11 protein-coding genes are annotated in these 17,310 nt (G+C 63.9%); 1 reads left to right on the top strand and 10 read right to left on the bottom strand.

The window, feature by feature from the left end; all coding sequences use genetic code 11:
• Positions 1 to 112 precede the first annotated feature (112 nt).
• The 3 genes from MC381_RS16030 to MC381_RS16020 all read right to left on the bottom strand — a co-directional run bounded on the left by MC381_RS16030 (position 113) and on the right by MC381_RS16020 (position 4,818).
• Positions 113 to 2,116: a RecQ family ATP-dependent DNA helicase gene (locus tag MC381_RS16030; protein WP_251978765.1), complete on the bottom strand. Its 2,004-nt coding sequence runs from the start codon at positions 2,114 to 2,116 to the stop codon at positions 113 to 115.
• Positions 2,117 to 2,149: 33 nt separating this feature from the next.
• A complete protein-coding gene (locus tag MC381_RS16025) occupies positions 2,150 to 3,877 on the bottom strand; it encodes an MFS transporter (RefSeq protein ID WP_251978764.1) in 1,728 nt (575 codons plus the stop codon).
• A gap of 173 nt (positions 3,878 to 4,050) precedes the next feature.
• Positions 4,051 to 4,818, bottom strand: coding sequence for an ATP-binding cassette domain-containing protein (locus tag MC381_RS16020; RefSeq protein ID WP_251978763.1), 768 nt, complete (start codon positions 4,816 to 4,818; stop codon positions 4,051 to 4,053).
• Positions 4,819 to 4,970: 152 nt separating this feature from the next.
• Between MC381_RS16020 and MC381_RS16015 the strand changes: the two genes are divergently transcribed.
• Complete coding sequence (locus MC381_RS16015) at positions 4,971 to 6,137, top strand: hypothetical protein (protein ID WP_251978762.1); 1,167 nt, start codon at positions 4,971 to 4,973, stop codon at positions 6,135 to 6,137.
• Positions 6,138 to 6,145: 8 nt separating this feature from the next.
• Here MC381_RS16015 and MC381_RS16010 read toward each other — a convergent pair whose 3' ends face one another.
• From MC381_RS16010 to lpxO, 7 genes are all read right to left on the bottom strand, one after another.
• Positions 6,146 to 6,661 carry an RNA polymerase sigma factor gene (locus tag MC381_RS16010; protein ID WP_251978761.1) on the bottom strand — a complete coding sequence of 172 codons (516 nt, stop codon included), beginning with the start codon at positions 6,659 to 6,661 and terminating at the stop codon, positions 6,146 to 6,148.
• Between the two features lie 112 nt (positions 6,662 to 6,773).
• Entirely contained in the window at positions 6,774 to 9,293 is a 2,520-nt protein-coding gene (locus tag MC381_RS16005; protein ID WP_286009772.1) for a GNAT family N-acetyltransferase, read from the bottom strand.
• 27 nt (positions 9,294 to 9,320) lie between these two features.
• Entirely contained in the window at positions 9,321 to 10,655 is a 1,335-nt protein-coding gene (locus tag MC381_RS15995) for a lysine N(6)-hydroxylase/L-ornithine N(5)-oxygenase family protein (protein ID WP_251978760.1), read from the bottom strand.
• Positions 10,656 to 10,779: 124 nt separating this feature from the next.
• Positions 10,780 to 12,360, bottom strand: a complete 1,581-nt coding sequence (locus MC381_RS15990; protein WP_251978759.1) for a pyridoxal phosphate-dependent decarboxylase family protein — start codon at positions 12,358 to 12,360, stop codon at positions 10,780 to 10,782.
• 514 nt (positions 12,361 to 12,874) lie between these two features.
• On the bottom strand, positions 12,875 to 14,998 hold the full coding sequence (locus tag MC381_RS15985; RefSeq protein ID WP_251978758.1) for a TonB-dependent siderophore receptor: 2,124 nt from the start codon (positions 14,996 to 14,998) through the stop codon (positions 12,875 to 12,877).
• A 148-nt stretch (positions 14,999 to 15,146) separates the two neighbouring features.
• Positions 15,147 to 16,118: a helix-turn-helix transcriptional regulator gene (locus tag MC381_RS15980; protein WP_251978757.1), complete on the bottom strand. Its 972-nt coding sequence runs from the start codon at positions 16,116 to 16,118 to the stop codon at positions 15,147 to 15,149.
• 259 nt (positions 16,119 to 16,377) lie between these two features.
• The gene (lpxO, locus tag MC381_RS15975; RefSeq protein WP_251978756.1) at positions 16,378 to 17,274 is read right to left on the bottom strand and encodes a lipid A hydroxylase LpxO; all 897 of its coding nucleotides are present in this window, start codon (positions 17,272 to 17,274) and stop codon (positions 16,378 to 16,380) included.
• Positions 17,275 to 17,310 lie beyond the last annotated feature (36 nt).

Here is a 17,310-nt window from a genome sequence, read left to right as displayed (position 1 = left end):
CATCACTCCATGAGGGGCGAGCCCTCTCGAATACTGTTTGTGTATACAGTATTCGAGAGGCGTGGCGACGACAATAACCTAAGCGAAATTCGATATCGGTGCTGAGCGGGAATCAGCCGGCGGGCGCCTCGCGGCCCTGCGCGGTGGCCCAGTCGCGAATATCGGGATAGGGATAGTGCTCGTAGTGGCCGAAGGCCGGCAGCTGCCGCGCCTTGAGCGGCGTGAACAGCGGCATCGGCAGGCCGCAGAGGAAATGCGCGATACGTCGGGCGCCGGGTGTGCTCCCTAGCTGCTGGCAATGGCGCTCGATGAACGGGACGGCGTCGCGGGCGAAGGCGTCGGCGGTCAGCGCGGGCAGCGGCGGGGCGGGCGGCAGGCGCGCGACATGGCCATGGCAGACCGAGCAGTGACCGCAGTGGGGGTGGCGCCCCATGGCGTTGTCGCCGAAATAGGCGGTGAGGCGCCCCGTCAGGCAGGCGTCGGATTCGAACAGCGCGACCATGGCATGCAGGCGCTCGATTTCGCTGCGCTCGCGCTGCTCCGCCTCCTCTGCCAGGCGGTCGGTGAGCGCCTCGACGTCGACCTCCGACTGGCAGATCTCGTAGACGTCGGTCATGCGTTTGCCTTCGAGCACGCCCCAGCCCTTTTCCTGAAAGTACTCGAGCGCCGCGATCACCCGCGCGCGCGAGGCGTCGATGCCCGCCGCGACGCCCGCCTGGTAGAGGCGCTCGAAATCCACCGTGCCCCAGGTGCGCGCGACCGGCACGTTATCGACGATCAGCTGTACGAAGTCGGCGCGTTCGCCCTGGAAGCGCGCGATCAGGCCCTCGACCGGCTCGAGATAGCGCAGACGGTATTCGGCGAGGAAGGCATAGCGCGGCGCGATTACGCCATGCATTTCCAGGCGCACCAGCAGTGTCTTCAAGGGCAGCAGGCGCACGTTGGATTCTCGCGAGAGGGTGTTGAGAAGCACGGGCCACTGGCGATCCGGTTGACGCCCGGCGGCCGCGATCTCCTCGAGCACGTGCTGGATGCCCTCACGCTCCGGGGTATCGCCGTAGACAAAGTTCTCGAGTACGCGCAGGCCGTCGCGACCGGCCAGGGTCAGGCAGCGCGAGGGCTGGCCGTCGCGGCCGGCACGACCGATCTCCTGGCTGTAGTTCTCGATCGACTTGGGCAGGTCGAAGTGCACGACATTGCGGATATCGCCCTTGTCGATGCCCATGCCGAAGGCGATCGTGGCAACGATGCAGGGCAGCTCGCCGCGCATGAAGCCCTGCTGGATCGCCTCGCGGGTCTCGCTGTCGAGCCCCGCATGATAGGCGCTTGCGGCGATGCCGCGCTGGCTCAGGTCACGGGCGAGGGTCTCGGCCGTCTGCTGCAGCGTCACGTAGACGATGGTCGGCGCTTCCTGTCCGGGCTGCTGCTGCGGTGCGAGCCAGTCGACCAGGGCCGCGGTGCGCTGCGCGGCCGGTACCGGTTCGATGCGCAGCTCGAGATTGGGGCGGTGGAAGCCGGTGGCGATGACATCCTCTTCGGCGATGGCGAATTTCTCGCGCATGTCGGCGATTACCGCGGGCGTGGCGGTCGCGGTCAGCAGCAGCGCCTGCGGGATCGAGAATTCGCGCTGATAGTCCGGCAGCTTCAAATAATCGGGGCGGAAGTTGTGGCCCCACTCCGAGATACAGTGGGCCTCGTCGACCACCAGCAGCGAGATGGCGATCTGGCGCAGGAAGTGGCGAAAACGTTCGTTCTTGAGCCGCTCCACCGAGACCATCAGGATCTTCAGTTCGCCGCGCCGCGCCTGCTCCATGATCTCGCGGCTGGTATCGCGGTCCTGGGTCGAGTCCAGCGTCGCCGCGGCGATGCCATGACGCGTCAGGAAGGCGAGCTGATCCTGCATCAGCGCCAGCAGCGGCGAGACGACCAGCGTCAGGTGCGGCAGGTGCAGCGCCGGCAGCTGATAGCAGAGTGACTTGCCGGCACCGGTGGCGAAGATAGCCGCCGTCGAGCGACCGGCAACGACCCGGTCGATGACGGCTTCCTGGCTGCCGCGAAAGTCGGGAAAGCCGAAGACATTCTGCAGCGTCTGGCGGGGTGACAGGGTGGCCGTCATGGCGTCTCCGTTGAGTGGGGCGGGCGCGCCGGCTCAGGCCGATGTGCCGCTGGAGGCCTGGCTGGGCCTCTCTTCCGGGGTTTCGGTCTGGTTTGGGGTCAGCGTCGGCGCGGCGTGCCGCGACGAGCGGTAGCTCACGCCGTGGCGGACCCGCGGCGCCTCGCTACCGCCGTGTAGGGCGTTGACCCGATCCATGATCGCACGGTCGTCCAGGGTCAGGCGATCCAGCATGCGCAGGTGCTGCAGCCAGTTGGGGACCAGGAAGACCTCCTGCCACAGGTCGCGATCGACGATATCGCGATAGAGCGACCAGCGCTTGGCGCCGTTGCGCAGACGCAGCTTGCGTAGCGGCCGCACCGCGCGGGCAAACTCGCGCAGGTTATCGCCATCGATTCGATATTCGATCGTCACCATGACCGAACCGCGAGCCGGATCGAAATCGAAGTCCGGGTTTTCAGTGTGGGCTTCCGGCGCTTCGGTCAGGCCGCTGGCGTCCAGCGCCGGCAGTCGCGAGGAGATCAACAGCGTCGCGGAGACAATCAGGAGTATGCCGGCCAGCAGCAGCGCCATTGCCACGCCGAGGCCATCGGCGAGCTGGCCCCATAGCAGTGATCCCAGCGTCAGGCCGGCATACAGTGCGGTCTGGTAGAGCGCCAGGGCGCGCGCCTTGACCCAGTCCGGGACCAGAACCTGCACCGCCGAGTTGTAGGAAGCCACGGCGGCGATCCAGCAGCTGCCGCCGATCACCAGCGCAGGGAACAGGACCCAGAGCGTCTCGATGCTGCCCAGCGTCATCATTACCACGCCAAGGGTAAGTGCAGCGATGCTGATCAGGCGGCTGCTGCCGAGACGCTGGCGTGCGCGAGCGACCAGCGTGCTGGCGGCGATCGCGCCGATGCCCAGGCCGCCGAGCATATAGCCATAGAGCGAGGCGTTGCCGCTGGGGTGCTGATGCGCCAGCAGCGGCAGCAGTGCCCAGATCGCACTGGCGGAGATGCCGAAGATGAACGCGCGCAGCATGACCAGCCGGGTGACGCTGGAGTACTGGACGAAATGCATGGCGGCCTTGACGCCTTCCCAGAGCCGCTCCGGCGGCAGCGACTTGGGCAGTACCGCGCGCCGCCAGCGCCACAGCGCCACGATCAGTCCGCCGAAGCAGAGCACGTTGAGCAGAAAGATCCAGGCCGGCCCCACGGCCGCCAGCAATAGACCGCCGATAGCCGGGCCGATGGCGCGCGCCGCGTTGTAGTTGACGCTGTTGAGCAGCACTGCGCTGGAGACAAGGTTGCGCGGCACCTGTTCGTTGACCGCCGCCTGCCACGCCGGCGTGGTGATGGCGCCGCCGAGTGAGACACAGAGAATCGAGGCGATCAGCAGGGTCGGCGAGAGCAATCCGAGAAACGCCACCGTGGTGATGAAGGCGCCGCCGAGTACCTCGATCGCCAGACCGAACAGCATCACCTTGCGACGGTCGTAGTTGTCGGCGATCACGCCGGTGACGATCGATAGCAGCACCAGTGGCAGCGCAGCCGCGACCTGGATCATCGCCACCAGCACCGCGCCGCCGTCGTTGGAGGTGACGACCCAGGCAGCCGCGACCGACTGTGCCCACACGCCAAGATTGGCGAACAGGTTGGCGATCCAGATCATGCGGAAGGCGGGCACGGCCAGGGGGGCGAAGGTGCTGACGTCAGCGGGGCGGGGTGGGGCTTGTTCGGTCTCGAGTGTCAGGTCGCTCTGACGGGAAACGGGCTGCAGCATGTCGAACTCGCGGTCGAAAGGCGTAACGGATGCCTCGACGACGGGCGGCGGGGCTTGTCGTTAGCATCCGGTTTTCGCGCGCGAGCGTCCAGCGCGATTGTCGGTCGCCTCGATCCGGGCGGCACGGGATCACCGGCCCTGGAGGGAGTCGGTGGTGGGAAGCCGCAGGTCGGTTACTGCAGGACAGCGATAGGGCAGGCGTTGCCCGGGTGGTTCATCACGCGCATGGGGATGCCGTAGATCGCTTCCAGCGTATCGTCGCTCATCATCATGGACGGCGATCCTTCCGCCAGCAGGCGGCCGCTGTGCAATGCCACCAGATGGTCGCAGTAACGCGCCGCCATGTTGACATCGTGCAGAACGATGATCACGCCAAGGCCGAGTTCATGGCAGAGCTTGCGCACCAGCGCCAGCACCTCTACCTGATGCGCGATATCCAGTGCCGCCAGCGGTTCGTCGAGCAGCAGATAGCGGCTGCCCTGGGCCAGCAGCATGGCGAGCCAGACGCGCTGGCGTTCGCCGCCGGAGAGCGTGTCGACCAGGCGGTCGGCAAACGCTTCGGTGTGAGTCAGTGCAATGGCGCGTTCGATCTGCTGGTGATCGTGGGCGCCGAGCCGGCCGAGCAGGCCGTGCCACGGGTAGCGGCCGAAACCGATCAGCTCGCGGCAGGTGAGGTTCTCCGCGCTGGGCAGATGCTGAGGCAGATAGGCGACATGGCGAGCGAATTCGCGTGGTTTCCACTGCGCTAGCGGCCGGCCGTCCAGCGTGATACTACCGTGGCTCACCGGTTGCTGCTGGGCGAGCAGCTTGAGTAGCGTCGACTTGCCGGAGCCGTTGTGGCCGATCAGCCCGTAGATCTGCCCTTCGCCGAAGGTCACGTCGATAGGGGAGAGCAGTGTCTTGCCCGCAATCTCGAAGCTCGCCGACTGGACTTCGAACATGGCAGGCTGACCTCGCGGCGGAGAGTGGAATCGAGAGAGAATGCAATCCTAATTCAAATACGAACGCTTATCAAAGTCGCCGTGTCGTGGGCGGCCATTGCCACGCCGTTGATCGTCACGTAGGCCATCACCGTACCGTCGGGAGTCCGACCATGAAGACCGCCATATCGATGCTTGTCATCGCGCTGTTGCTCGCCGGCTTGCTGACCGCCACGGCGTCGACGGCACCGTTCGGCGACCGCTTGCTGCGGCTTGAAGCGCAGTGGGCGCTGCCCGCCATGTCGACTGAACTGGCCAATGAGTCGCCGGCAATCCATGCGGTATTCGTGAGCTATGCCGACGAGCCAGCGCTGTGGATGAGCGCGCGGTTGGCCCTGTTGCGCCATGGTCCGTTGGCCCGCCGGGCGCTGACCGATTTCGGCTCCGATCCCGCCTTCCAGCGTGTTCTTATGCGCTATGGCGCCGATGCGGTGCTGCCGGTGGTCTACTACCGCGATCATGACCTGACCTCCCTGCGGTTGCAGCAATGGTTGGGTACACAGTATCGGGCGGCGAGCGAGCGTCTCGATGACTGGTGGCCCGGCAGCGAGCGTTCGCCGACGGCGGACGAGACGCCGGGCGCCGAAGCCTCGCCGACGTTGTCGCCGCAGCGGCGAGGCCAGATCGCGATCGCGATTCTCGCGCGGCAGGGCCACGGCTTTCTCGACCAGTTCGTGGTCGATCCGCAGGGCAAGATCCAGTGGCTGCAGAGCGAGCGTCTGATCAGCGGTCTCAATGATTTTTTCACTGGCGGTCTCCGCGATCTGGAAAGCCAGTGGCGTCAGGGGGAGCCGCTGGGCGTGACCGATATCGGCTGGGCGGGCGTCGACCTGCTGGTGATGGCCAGTGCGGTGAAGGTGCTGCGCGCAGGCCGCCTGGTGCGTGCGAGCGCGGCCGTCGAGGGGCAGAGCGCGCGGGTCGCGGCGAGTGAGGTCATCGCCGGCGGCGGACGCTTCGCCAATCTGTCACGCGCGGCCAAGGTTGCCGCCGTGGCCGGTACTGCCTATGTGGTAGTCCGCCACCCGAGTCTGGTCAGTGCGCTGGGCGCGACGATGGCGTCCTGGCTCGGCTGGCCCGCCTGGCTCGGCCAGTTTCTGGTCTGGGCCCTGGTGCTGATGCCGCTGTTGGTCATGGCGCGATTCGCCTATCGCTGGCTGGTGGCGCCTGTTCTGTGGCTGCTGGTACCGCTGCTGAGAGCGACCTCCCACGTGCCACGCTGGATGCGCGAGCGCGACGCGGCACGACAGCGGCCCACCTCGGCTGGCGGTGTGATCGAGTGACCGGCGCGTCAGTTTGGCGCCAGCGTTTCCAGCTCGGCCTGGCATCGGGTGACGGCCTGGGCGATATAGCGCCCCGCCATGCGTTCGGAGACGCCGAGGCGTTCGCCGATCTCGCGCTGGGTCAGTCCTTCCAGTCGATGCCAGATGAGTGCCTGGCGCTGTCGCTCTGGCAGCCTCGACAGTGTCTGGCCGAGCTGGCGCAGGCACTGCTTGTCGCAGAGCGCGGTTTCCGGGCAGGCGCGGGGACAGGCTAGCGCGGGCTCCACCGATTCGAGCGCGATGCGTTCCGGCATGGCGCGGCGATGCTGGTCGATCAGCAGATTGCGGGCCACCCGAAAGAGGTAGGCGCGGGGATTCTCGGGTAGTGCGCCGACGTCCGTCTTGAACAGCCGCAAATAGACTTCGTGACAGAGGTCCGCGGCCTGATCCCGACAACCGGTGCGATGGGTTAGAAAGCCCAGCAGCTCCGGATGATGTTGGCGGTAGAGCGTGTCGATGTGAGAAGCATGCATGATGGCGGCCATGACGGGGTCCAGGTCGCCATTGTTTCATAAATGATAATCATTATCTTTTGTGGTCCTGTCGGGGAAACGTTCGATATCGGTTTCTCGACGTATCCCCGAGGTTAACGTCGACCTATTGGGCTGGAGGATTTCCCTGGCGATTCGCGATCGTCGAGGGTCGAAATTCGGCGATCGGATTGATCAGCTCCCCGGCGAACTGCAGATTCTTGGCCGGGTCGGCGAGGTCGATCATCTGCCGGTTGTCACGCAGCTGCAGGCGGTTGAGACAAGAGAGCTGGAAGGTTGGGGCGAACAGGTCGAAGCGTGCGAACTTGTCGGCGAGCGCAGGGTGGCGCCGCTGATAGTCTTCGATGCAGGCAGCGACCCGCTGCCAGAACGCGTGTGCGGTCATTAGGCCGGATTCGTCCAGAATCGGTGCCAGAAAGCGGAAGAAACAATCGAACAGGTCGGTCAGAATCGACAGGATCTTGAGCGATTCCGGCACCTCGACGGCGATCCGGCGAGCGGCTTCCGGCAGCGCCTGGCCGTTGTCGAAGATGCCGGTCTCCTCGCCGATGTCCTTGAGGATCGCGCCGACCGGCACGTCGTTCTCCAACTGCAGGATCAGATTCTCGCCGTGGGGCATGAAGACCATGTCATGGGCGTAGAAGCAGTGCAGCAGCGGGGTCATGTAAGCGCCGAGGTAGCGGTCGATCCAGGCCGGCGCGTCGATGCCGGAAGCGCGGATCAGCGCCGGCAGCAGCGGACGATCCTCGCTGTCCCGATGCAGCAGCGCTGCCATGGTCATCAAGCGGCGGTTGGGGGGCAGCTTCGTGTAGGGGCTTTCGCGCCAGAGACAGGCGAGCATCTTCTGGTAGGGGCTCTGGCGGTCCGTGGCGGCCTCGAAATGGGCGTGGTGATAACCGAGCGTGGCAACTTCGCGAAGCACGCTGAACCCCTGCGCCTGTAGCTCGGGGTCGTTGGCCACCGTCTGCTCGACCCAGGCGTTGATAGCGGGCGTGCCATGCATGTAATAGGTGGACAGCCCGCGCATGAACCCCATGTTGAGGATCGACAGCGCGAACTTGACGTAGCGCCGCTCGGGACGCGAAACGTTGAACCAGGTGCGGATCGACTGCTGTGCGCGGTAGTCGTCGTCGCCTTCGCCAAGCAGGACTAGCCGACGTTCGGCGACCTCGCCGGCGAAGGTGATCGCCAGCTTGTGCCGCCACTGCCAGGGATGGACCGGCATGTAGACGTAGTCGTCGGGATCGAGCGCCAGGGCACGCAGCGTCTCCTCGAAGCGCGTACGCGTCGCGGCGTCGAGTTCGTCGCGCATCAGAGTGGTGATATCCAGGCCGTCGATGGCGCTGTATTCGGTGCAGGATCTGGCGGCGGCGAGCCACAGCGGGCGCACCGAGGCACCTGCTTCCGGCGCGTAGCGGTGATAGTCCTCGACATCGAAGCCGATTCGCCCGCTGTTGGCGACGAAGCAAGGGTGCCCTTCGCTCATCGCCATTTCCAGCGTCTGGAAGTCGGCTTGAGCCAGATGCTCGGCGGGCGGCAGGTCGCGGCCGAGTTTGTAGGCGATACCGGCCAGCGTGCTGGCGATCTCCTCGAGGTAGGTCGGCAGGTTGTCCGGCGCGATGCCCAACTGCTCGCGGAATTCGAGCAGGAAGGCGGCGACGTCGAGCGCCTTCGGTTCGCCGTTTCGGGTCGCGGTCAGGGTGGCCTTGTCGATGACCCAGTGGTCCAGAGCCATGACGCGTGCCCGGAAGCGATACTCGATTCGCGCGCCTGTCGGCGTGTCCTCGACCGCCAGGATATAGCCATGGCTTTCGCCGGATCGTTCGCCCGATACCTTGGGGCGCACCGTCTCGCCGGCTTCGGCAGGCTCGGGATGCAGCAGCCGCTCGTGAATGAATTCGGCCAGCGCTTTGGCCAGCAGGTCCCGGTTGGCGCGGGCCCAGCGCGTTGGTTCCAGGTGAGCGGTTGCGGCCGTCTTGGAGCCGACGGCCTTGGCCTTGGGGGCTTGCTCGGGCCAGGTGTCGCGAGTGCAGAAGGCCAGATGGGCGGTTTTCTCGGCGAGCCGGATTTCACGGTCGTAGACGAAACCGGCACGACGGTTGAGCGGATGGATGCCGACATTGGTGACATCCGGCTCGACCACGATGCGTCGGGTGGCCGAATCGCTGAAGAGAAAGGCGACAATGGTGTCGATCACCGCCTGGCTGAAGCCGTGGATTGGCTTCGGCGAGGTCGTGCCCACCGGCGCGACCAGGAAGTGCATGCCGCGGTCGCCCGGTTCGACCGGGTAGTGCTCGCCGACCGGGTCGCTGGATGGCTCGTAGAGTTCGACCAGGAAGGCGGGCTGGCCATCGTGCAGTCCCAGATAGGCCTGGGCGTTCATGCTTTCCTGCATCTCGCGATAGAACCCGGCGACCTGTTCTCGGCTGTCGCGTGTCATGCCCCAGAAGCGGGCATAGTCGCGGCTTACCCAGTCATACACGGTATCGATGTCGCGCGCCGGGTCCAACGGCCGCAGCGTCAGCGTGCCAATGCCGGCCCATTCGCGGCGGAAGTGCCGTGTCTTTGCGTAGAAGTTGTCGGTTTGCTGATCGCGGTTCGGCAGGCCAGTCTGTGGCAGATTCATGATCGTGTCTCCTGTCGGATGTTTGGTTCAGGCGGAAGCGCGCGGGGATTCGAGACGAGGCGTGAAACGCGCGTTGTCCGGGGCACCGAAATCCTGGAAGGTGAAGCCGCGTTCGACCGGGTAGATTTCGCGGCCGGCGAGTTCGCGAATGATGCAGGCGTTGCGATAGCACGCCATGCCGAGGTCCGGCGCCACCAGCCCGTGCGTGTGCAGTTCGGCGTTCTGCACGAAGATCTCGGCGTTGGCATCTACGCTGTAGTAGCGTCCGACGGCGTAGCGTCCGGCGGCATCGCGCTGGATACGATGCTCGATCGGCGCGAGAAACTCGGGCCGACGCGGGGCGTAACCGGTGGCGAGAATCAGGCCTTCGGTGCGGTGGTCGAAATAGGTCTCCTGCTCGGTGTGGGAGAAGCTCAGCTCGAAGCGGTGGTGAGCCGGATCGAAGTGGCAGTTCTCCAGCGCCGCGCAGGTCAGCAGGTGGGTATTCACCGGGCCATCGAGCGAGCGGGCGTAGAGCCGGTCGTAGATGGCGTTGATCAGATCGAGGTTGATGCCCTTGTAGAGCCCTTTCTGCTCGCGCATCAGCCGGTCCCGAGTCGTCTCCGGCAGCGCGTGGAAATAGTCGATGTAGTCCGGCGAGGTCATCTCCAGCGTCAGCTTGCCGTACTCCAGCGGAAAGAAGCGCGGCGACCGGGTGACCCAGTCCAGGGTGTAGCCATGCGCTTCCTGCTCTTCCAGCAGGTCGAGATAGATCTCGGCGGCGCTTTGGCCACTGCCGACCAGCGTGATCGACGACTTTGCCTGCAGTGCGGCCTTGTGCTCGAGATAATCCGCGGAATGGACCAGGCGGTCGCGGGCGTCGCGGCAGCAGGCGGGGATCATCGGTTCGGTGCCGGTTCCCAGCACCAGCTTGCGACAGCGGTAGCGCTGCGGCTCGCCGCTGAGCGTATCGCGGGCCAGGACCTCGTAGCAGCCGGCGTCGTCGTCGTAATCGATGCGTTCCACGTGGCGCCCGAAGCACAGCGTGTCGAGCTGCGTGGTCACCCATTGGCAGTAGCGGTTGTACTCATTGCGCAGCAGGAAGAAATTCTCGCGGATGTAGAAGTTGTAGAGCCGCCCCTCGGCTTTCAGGTAGTTGAGGAAACTGAAGCGGCTGGTCGGGTCCGCCAGCGTGACGAGATCGGCGAGGAAGGGCGTCTGCAGGCTGGCATCTTCCAGCAGTAGACCGGGATGCCAGTCGAAGGCCGCTTCGCGTTCGAGAAACAGGCCATCGAGCGACTCGATCGGATCGGTGAGGCAGGCGAGTCCGAGGTTGAACGGACCGAGTCCGATGGCGATGAAGTCATGAATCCTGTTCGACATGCGAATGTGCTCCTGGCAACCGCGCGGTGGCGGCGTGGGTCGAAGGGTAAAGCCCGGCAGGCAAGCCGGGCGGTGACGTCTTGGATCGAGAGCTTGACGAGACGTTTGCGGCGACAGACAAGGGTTACGGGGTTTGCCGAGCGAGTGCGGGCGATGCCGATGCGCCGCTGGCGAAATCGGTGGCTCGCGCCGCGCCGTATTCGGCGATTCTCTCGATCAGTCGCGCGAGGTCCTCGGCCTGCGTCAGCGGGTTGAGCAGCGTGAACTTCAGATAGAGCCGGCCCGCGACGCGGGTAGCGGCAATGACCGCTTCGCCCTGACGCGATAGCGCCTGACGGATATCCCGGTTGACGGCTTCGATGTCGGCGTCTGCCTCGACGCCCGCGGGGGTATAGCGGAAGACCAGGGTCGAGAGAGCCGGCGCCGTCAGCACCTCGAAATCGTCTCGTGCCGTCAGTGTTCGGTAAGTCTCCCGCGTCAGATCTATCACCGTTTCCAGATAGCGGCCGAGCTGGTCGGCGCCCTGCATTCGCAACGTCATCCAGAGCTTCAGCGCGTCGAAGCGGCGCGTGGTCTGCAGGCTCTTGTTGACCAGGTCCGGAGTGCCTTCATCGGCCTGGTCGCGCGGATTGAGGTAGTCGGCGTGATAGGTGACATAGCGCAGGTGCGTACGGTCCCGAACCAGGCAGGCGCTGCAACTCACCGGCTGGAAGAAGGTCTTGTGGAAATCGACGCCGACGGAGTCCGCCTGCTCGATGCCGGCCAGCCAGTGGCGGTAGCGGCGCGACAGCAGCAGGCCGCCGCCATAGGCGGCATCGACGTGCAGCCACAGCCCGCGCGATTGACAGATCGCGGCCAGTCGCGGCAGCGGGTCGATACTGCCGAAATCCGTGGTGCCGGCGGTCGCGACCAGGGCAAAGGGAACGCGGCCGTCGCGGTCGCACTCGGCCAGGATTGTCTCCAGCGCCTCGGCGTCCAGGCGTTGTTCGGCGTCGGTCGGTACCGGAATGACCGCGTCGTAGCCCAGCCCCATCAAGGCGGCGGCCTTCTGCACGCTGAAGTGGCTGACATCCGAGGTCAGTATCCGCAGCTGGCGGAAGTTGTCCGGGAGGCCGTGGTGACGATTGCCGGCGTGGCCGGGCATCGCGGCACAGGCGTGATCGCGGGCGATCATCAGTGCCATCAGGTTGGATTGGGTACCGCCACTGGTGAAGACGCCGTCGGCGGCGTCGCCGAGCCCGATACGGGCGGTAGTCCAGTCGATCAGCTTCTGCTCGATCAGCGTGGCGCCGGCGCTCTGATCCCAGGTCTCCACGGCGGTATTGAGCGGCGTGGCGATCGCTTCGGCGAGGATCGACGGCAGCGTGATCGGGCAGTTGAGGTGTGCGACGTAGCGACTGTCGTGGAAGTGAACGGCATGGTCGAGGTAGAGCCGCTGGACCTCCTCGAGGCTCGATTCTAGGTTTTCCAGCGGGCGGTCGAGATCGATGGCATCGAAGGCCGGCTGCAGTTCGCCGGGCTCGACCCCGCTGTTGGGCCGGCGGTTACGGTCGAGCGTGCGCCGGACCTGATCGACGCAGCGCTGCATGCCTTGATGGTAAGCCGCGAGCGACTGCTCGCTGAACAGCGTCAGCAGGCTTTCTCGCGGTTGAGAGTAGGGCTGGCGCAGCGGGATGGCAGTGGCGAATTCCGTGTCGTATCGCATGGCGGCGTCTCCTGACTGACCGATAGTCGGCGATGTTTCGAACTGAGCGCCGTATCCCGGCTAGCGGCAGAACCGGGGACGAGATAGCGCGACCTGAATCGGGGATCTCCCCTTCAGCCCTTCGATGATGCCGGAATTGAGAATGCAAACCGTTTTCATCGAATGGCAGGGTGAAGACGTAATGCCGGAAGATTTCTGAACCGAAATAACATCTTGTTGCAAAAAGGGGCGAAGGCGAGGGCCACGCAGGGCTCAGTGAGAGGCAGGGACCAGGACAGCTTGAGCATCGGCGCCGCAACCGGAGAGCAGCACAAAGAACGTCTATCTGGCGTGGCGGTCGGTGGGTGTCTGGCGGTAGGCCGGCTCGGCCTACCGGGCCAAGCGGAAACGGAAAGCTTCAACCATGGCGGGTCAGAGAAGGGAGCGTCGATGGCTTGTCGCCAGAGCGATTCGCCCCGGCTATCTGGCGATCAGATGGCCGGGGCGGGGCAGGGTAAGCCGCTTGGCGGTCGAATCAGAACTGGTAACTGACCGTGGCCGTCACATTTCTCTCGGCGCCGAAGTAGCAGTACTCGAGGGAGTTACAGGAGGCGACGTACTCCTTGTCGAGCAGGTTCCCGACATTCACCCGAGCGTTGACTCCTTGTAGTCCGATCTTGCTCAAGTCATAACCCACGGTGGCGTCAACCAGCGTGTAGTCAGGCACGGTTTCCGTGTTGGCGCGGTCAGCGTAGACATCAGCGTAATAGCGTACGCCGAGTCCGGCATCCAGTCCGTCGAGCGGACCCTGGTCAAAGCTGTAGTTCCCCCAGACGCTGGCTTGATGGCGGGGCGAGTAGATGGCGTAGTTGCCGTCCTCGGTCGGGTCATCGCTCTTGGTGTAGCGGATGTCCGTGTAGCTATAGCCAAGCTGAAGGCGGAAATTATCGGTCAGCCACGTGCGCGCTTCCAGCTCGACACCCTGCGAGCGGATTTCACCGACCGAGCGATAAGGATCTGTGGGTTGCTCCTTGGTCGCGACATTTTCCTGATTGATTCTAAAGAGCGACAGGCTGTAGCGGTCCCGGGTTCCAGGGGGTTGGTATTTGAGACCAGTTTCCCACTGTTCGCCTTCCATCGGCTCGAGAAGGTCCCCATCGGCATCGACAAAGCTGGTCGGCGTGAAAGCCGTGTTATAGCTGAGATAGGGAGCAACGCCGTTATCGAACAGATAGAGTACGCCGGCGCGACCGCTGAACTGGGTATCGTCGAGCTTGCTTTCGGTGTTGTTGAGGTGGTCGGTATTCTTGATATCCACCCAGTCATAACGCCCGCCCAGCGTCAATCTCCAGCGGTCGATCTCCATCTGGTCCTGCAGGTAGATACCGGTCTGACTCAGCTCGTGCCGCTCGTCGTTGGTGACGGCGATATCACCGACCGGGTCGGCGCCGTAGTTGGGGCTGAACGGGTTGATGTTCGGGAAGGTTCCCGCGGTCCAGACAACATCGTTGTCTCGCTTCTGGTAGTCGATGCCGACCAGTAGCGTGTGGTCAATGAAGCCACTCCGGAAGTTCGCCTCGACCTGGTTATCGAGTGTCCAGGCGTCCAGCGATTCGCGACCACCGGAATAATAGCGATAGAGATCGTTCGAGTTGCCGACCCAGCCGTACTGGTAGACCTGATTGAGTTCGACGTCGGAATTCAGGTAGCGCAATTTCTGGCGTGCGGTGATGTCGTCGCTGAAACGGTGCTCGAGGTCGTAGCCGAACATCCGCTGGGTGCGCTCGAACTTGTCGTAGTCATCTTCGCCGTCAAAAAAATCGTTATCGATATGTTGGCCGTTATGGCTGCTGACGGCGCCTTCGTAAGGTACGCCCGAGTGGTAACCGCCCTCCGGATCCTTCTGCAGATAGGCCATGAACGTGACGCTGGTTCGGTCCGTCGCGTCCCAGGTGATCGAGGGCATGATCGCGTAGCGCTCTTCCTCGATCGGGTCGAACTGGGTATCGGCCTTGCTGCCGATGCCGACCAGCCGGTAGGCGACACGCCGCTCGTCATCCAGGGGGCCGGAAAAGTCGAAGGCGGCACTGCGTTGATCATTGTTGCCGGCACTGAAGCGGAGTTCGTTGCGGTTCTCGAAAAGTGGCTTCTTGCTGGTCAGCGCGACCAGTCCGCCGGGCGAGGAGCGGCCATAGAGCACCGAGGCCGGGCCTTTGACGATTTCCATGCTTTCCAGGAACCAAGGATCGATCACCATCGAGCTATAGCCATTGGTGTCGCCCATCACCTTCAAACCGTCGAGGTAGGTATTGCTTAGGCTGCCGTCGGAGAAGCCCCGCATGACCAGGTAGTCGTAGCGGTTGGAGGCGCCGACCTGATTGGTGTAAACCCCCGGCGTATATTGCGCGGCTTCGCGCAGCGTTCGTACGCCGCGCTCGTCCATCTCATCGCGATCGACAGTAGAGACTGTCTGCGGTGTCTCCAGAAACGGCGTCTCGGTCTTGGTCGCGGCGGACTGCGCCGTGACGGTGACGGTATCCAGATCACTGGTGCTGTCCGAGGACACACTGCCGGTCGATTGGGCGGCCGCCGTGAGTGGCAGCAGCGACATGCCCAGCAGGCAGATCGGTAAGGAGGAACGGTGGCGCCTGACCGGCATAAATAGAGCTCCTGTTGAGAATCGTATGTTTATGTGATCGAGAATTATTCCTGATTGGCGGCAGGATGACCTATGCCCAGCGTCGCGAAGGCTATGCGAAATGCCATAACTGCGTTCGAACAGGAACTTTTTGTCGGAGGGTGAGGGTTCAGCGAATGGCGCTGGGAGAGATGCCGTGATGTTGTCGGAAAGCCGTGGCGAAATTGGTCGGATGACGATAGCCAACGCGAAACGCCACTTCCTGCACCTTGTAGCCCTCTTGCAGCAGACGCAGGGCGAGCTGCAGGCGGTATTCGCGCAGGTGGTCGAAAATCGAACGACCATAGTGGCGGCGGTACTTGTCGCGCAGCGCGCTCTGGCTCATGCAGGCCAGTTTTGCCAGTTCCGCCAGCGTATGCGGCATTTCTGGCGTGACTTCCAGGTGGTGGCGCACGCGTTCCAGAAATTCATGATCCCGAGAGCGCGTAGAGATGGCGTGAGGCGCCGTGACGGGTTGCCGCGTCGCCTGTGACAGCGCTTGCAAGGCCAGGCCTTCCATCATCAGCGAGTCCCCGATGCTGCCGTGGGCTGTCTCGACCCACTCGTCGAGTGATCGCATCAGGCCCGGCGTCAATGATAGCCGGCGACATTCACTGCGCCTGGCCATCAGCGCGCGGAACGGCGCCAGGCGGGCATCGCTCCCCAGGGCTTCCGCCATCAGAGTGATATTGACGGCTCTGATCCGCTGCCGTGCCGCATGGCGCGCGCTCAGGCGCTGGCGATGAGCGTAGGCGATCAGCGCCCCCTGGCCGGCGCCAAGCTGGCACTGGTGCTCGCCCAGCTTCAGTTCTGCCTGGCCTTCGAGCAACACGATGATCGATAGGTGGGGCGGCGCACTATCGAGGGCATGGGTTTCATAGGTCTGGTGAATATCGAGATCCGAGCTCACGAAATGGCAACCGGGCAGCGGTTGCCCCTCAGTGATACGACCTTCGACAACCAGTTGCTGCATCGACGCCGGGTTTCGATCCCGCTCAGGAAAGTGGTGAGCGAGATGGTAGCGATGCTCGAAACGGGTGAAATCGTCGATGCCCAGTGCACAGTGTCGGGAAACACCGGCGGGTTCGGTGGCAAGCGACATGGTGAGCTCCAGGAAATCGAAAAATCGGATAAAACGATAATACGTTTCATTTACGATTGATTTCCAGTCTTTCGTCTGTGGCGTGGATCCAGTGTTGGAGGGGCGGAACGACGAGTTTATCGATGCGCCCTGTTAGGTATGAATAGGGGTAAGGATATGGATAGGAATAGGGATCGGAGAAAGGCAACGCCGTCTGGCGTTGCCTTTCTGTTTGGCGGGAAGGGTAGCGAGGTCCTGCGAGTGAACTCGCTTGTCTGCCTCACCAAGCCAGAATCGCGACCACGACCAGCGCGAACAGCGCCCACTTGATGAGGTAGTAGAGCGTCTTGTTGCGTTTCTTCAGCGCCTTGCCCTGCTTGCGCACGGCGTAGAGATACTTGAAGGCGCGATTGAGGCCGCCGGTCCGGTCGTTCTCATCATTCGGCGAGGCCGCAGCGGCCATCAGTGTGCGACCGACGAAGCGGTTCAGGCGACGTGCCCAGGCGTATTTCATCGGTCGTTCGATGTCGCAGAAGAGAATGAGCCGGTCCTGCTCGCTGCCGTTTTCGGCGCGATGCAGGTAGGTCTCGTCGAACATCACCGCCTCGCCGTCACGCCAGCTGTAGGTTTCGCCGTCGACATCGATGTAGCAACGATCATCATTGGGCGTTACCAGCCCGAGGTGGTAGCGCAGCGAGCCGGCGTAGGGGTCCCGGTGCAGCGTCAGATGGCTACCGGCCGGCAGCTCGGCGAACATCGCCGCCTTGACGTTGGGAATGCTCGCCAGTAGCTGTGTGGTCTGCGGACAGAGCCGGCGCGCCGAGGGGTGGCTGTCGCCGTACCACTTGAGATAGAAGCGTTTCCAGCCGCGACGGAAGAAGGAGTTGAAGCCGGCATCGTCGTAGCGCGAGGACGCCTTAATGTGCTCCTGCATGGCCAACGCCTCGTCGCGGATCGTCTGCCAGTTGGCGGTCAGGCGCTCCAGCTCGGGATATTGGGTCAGGTCATGATAGGGGCGATCCTTGTCACGCCCACACAGCGTCATCAGGGCGTTGATCGGCGCCATGAACGTGGAGTGATCCGACACCTGGCGCATCGGGCGGTGGCGTACTCGTCCGCGAAAATGCGTGTAGAGCACGCTGGCCACAAACAGCAGAATGAGAAGCCACTTGATCATATCGGTAGGTCGTCCTTGAGCTGGCCGGCACGCTGT

It is taken from the genome of Salinicola avicenniae, assembly GCF_023736115.1.
Taxonomy (GTDB): Bacteria; Pseudomonadota; Gammaproteobacteria; order Pseudomonadales; family Halomonadaceae; genus Salinicola; species Salinicola avicenniae.
The sequence above is the reverse complement of the archived record's forward strand: the minus strand, read 5'-3'. Positions and strand labels throughout refer to the sequence as shown.

Excerpts from the sequence above, each read along its gene's own strand:
- MC381_RS16030 (WP_251978765.1), bottom strand. The coding sequence starts at position 2,116 with ATGACGGCCACCCTGTCACCCCGCCAGACGCTGCAGAATGTCTTCGGC.
- MC381_RS16025 (WP_251978764.1), bottom strand. The coding sequence starts at position 3,877 with ATGCTGCAGCCCGTTTCCCGTCAGAGCGACCTGACACTCGAGACCGAA.
- MC381_RS16020 (WP_251978763.1), bottom strand. The coding sequence starts at position 4,818 with ATGTTCGAAGTCCAGTCGGCGAGCTTCGAGATTGCGGGCAAGACACTG.
- MC381_RS16015 (WP_251978762.1), top strand. The coding sequence starts at position 4,971 with ATGAAGACCGCCATATCGATGCTTGTCATCGCGCTGTTGCTCGCCGGC.
- MC381_RS16010 (WP_251978761.1), bottom strand. The coding sequence starts at position 6,661 with ATGGCCGCCATCATGCATGCTTCTCACATCGACACGCTCTACCGCCAA.
- MC381_RS16005 (WP_286009772.1), bottom strand. The coding sequence starts at position 9,293 with ATGAATCTGCCACAGACTGGCCTGCCGAACCGCGATCAGCAAACCGAC.
- MC381_RS15995 (WP_251978760.1), bottom strand. The coding sequence starts at position 10,655 with ATGTCGAACAGGATTCATGACTTCATCGCCATCGGACTCGGTCCGTTC.
- MC381_RS15990 (WP_251978759.1), bottom strand. The coding sequence starts at position 12,360 with ATGCGATACGACACGGAATTCGCCACTGCCATCCCGCTGCGCCAGCCC.
- MC381_RS15985 (WP_251978758.1), bottom strand. The coding sequence starts at position 14,998 with ATGCCGGTCAGGCGCCACCGTTCCTCCTTACCGATCTGCCTGCTGGGC.
- MC381_RS15980 (WP_251978757.1), bottom strand. The coding sequence starts at position 16,118 with ATGTCGCTTGCCACCGAACCCGCCGGTGTTTCCCGACACTGTGCACTG.
- lpxO (WP_251978756.1), bottom strand. The coding sequence starts at position 17,274 with ATGATCAAGTGGCTTCTCATTCTGCTGTTTGTGGCCAGCGTGCTCTAC.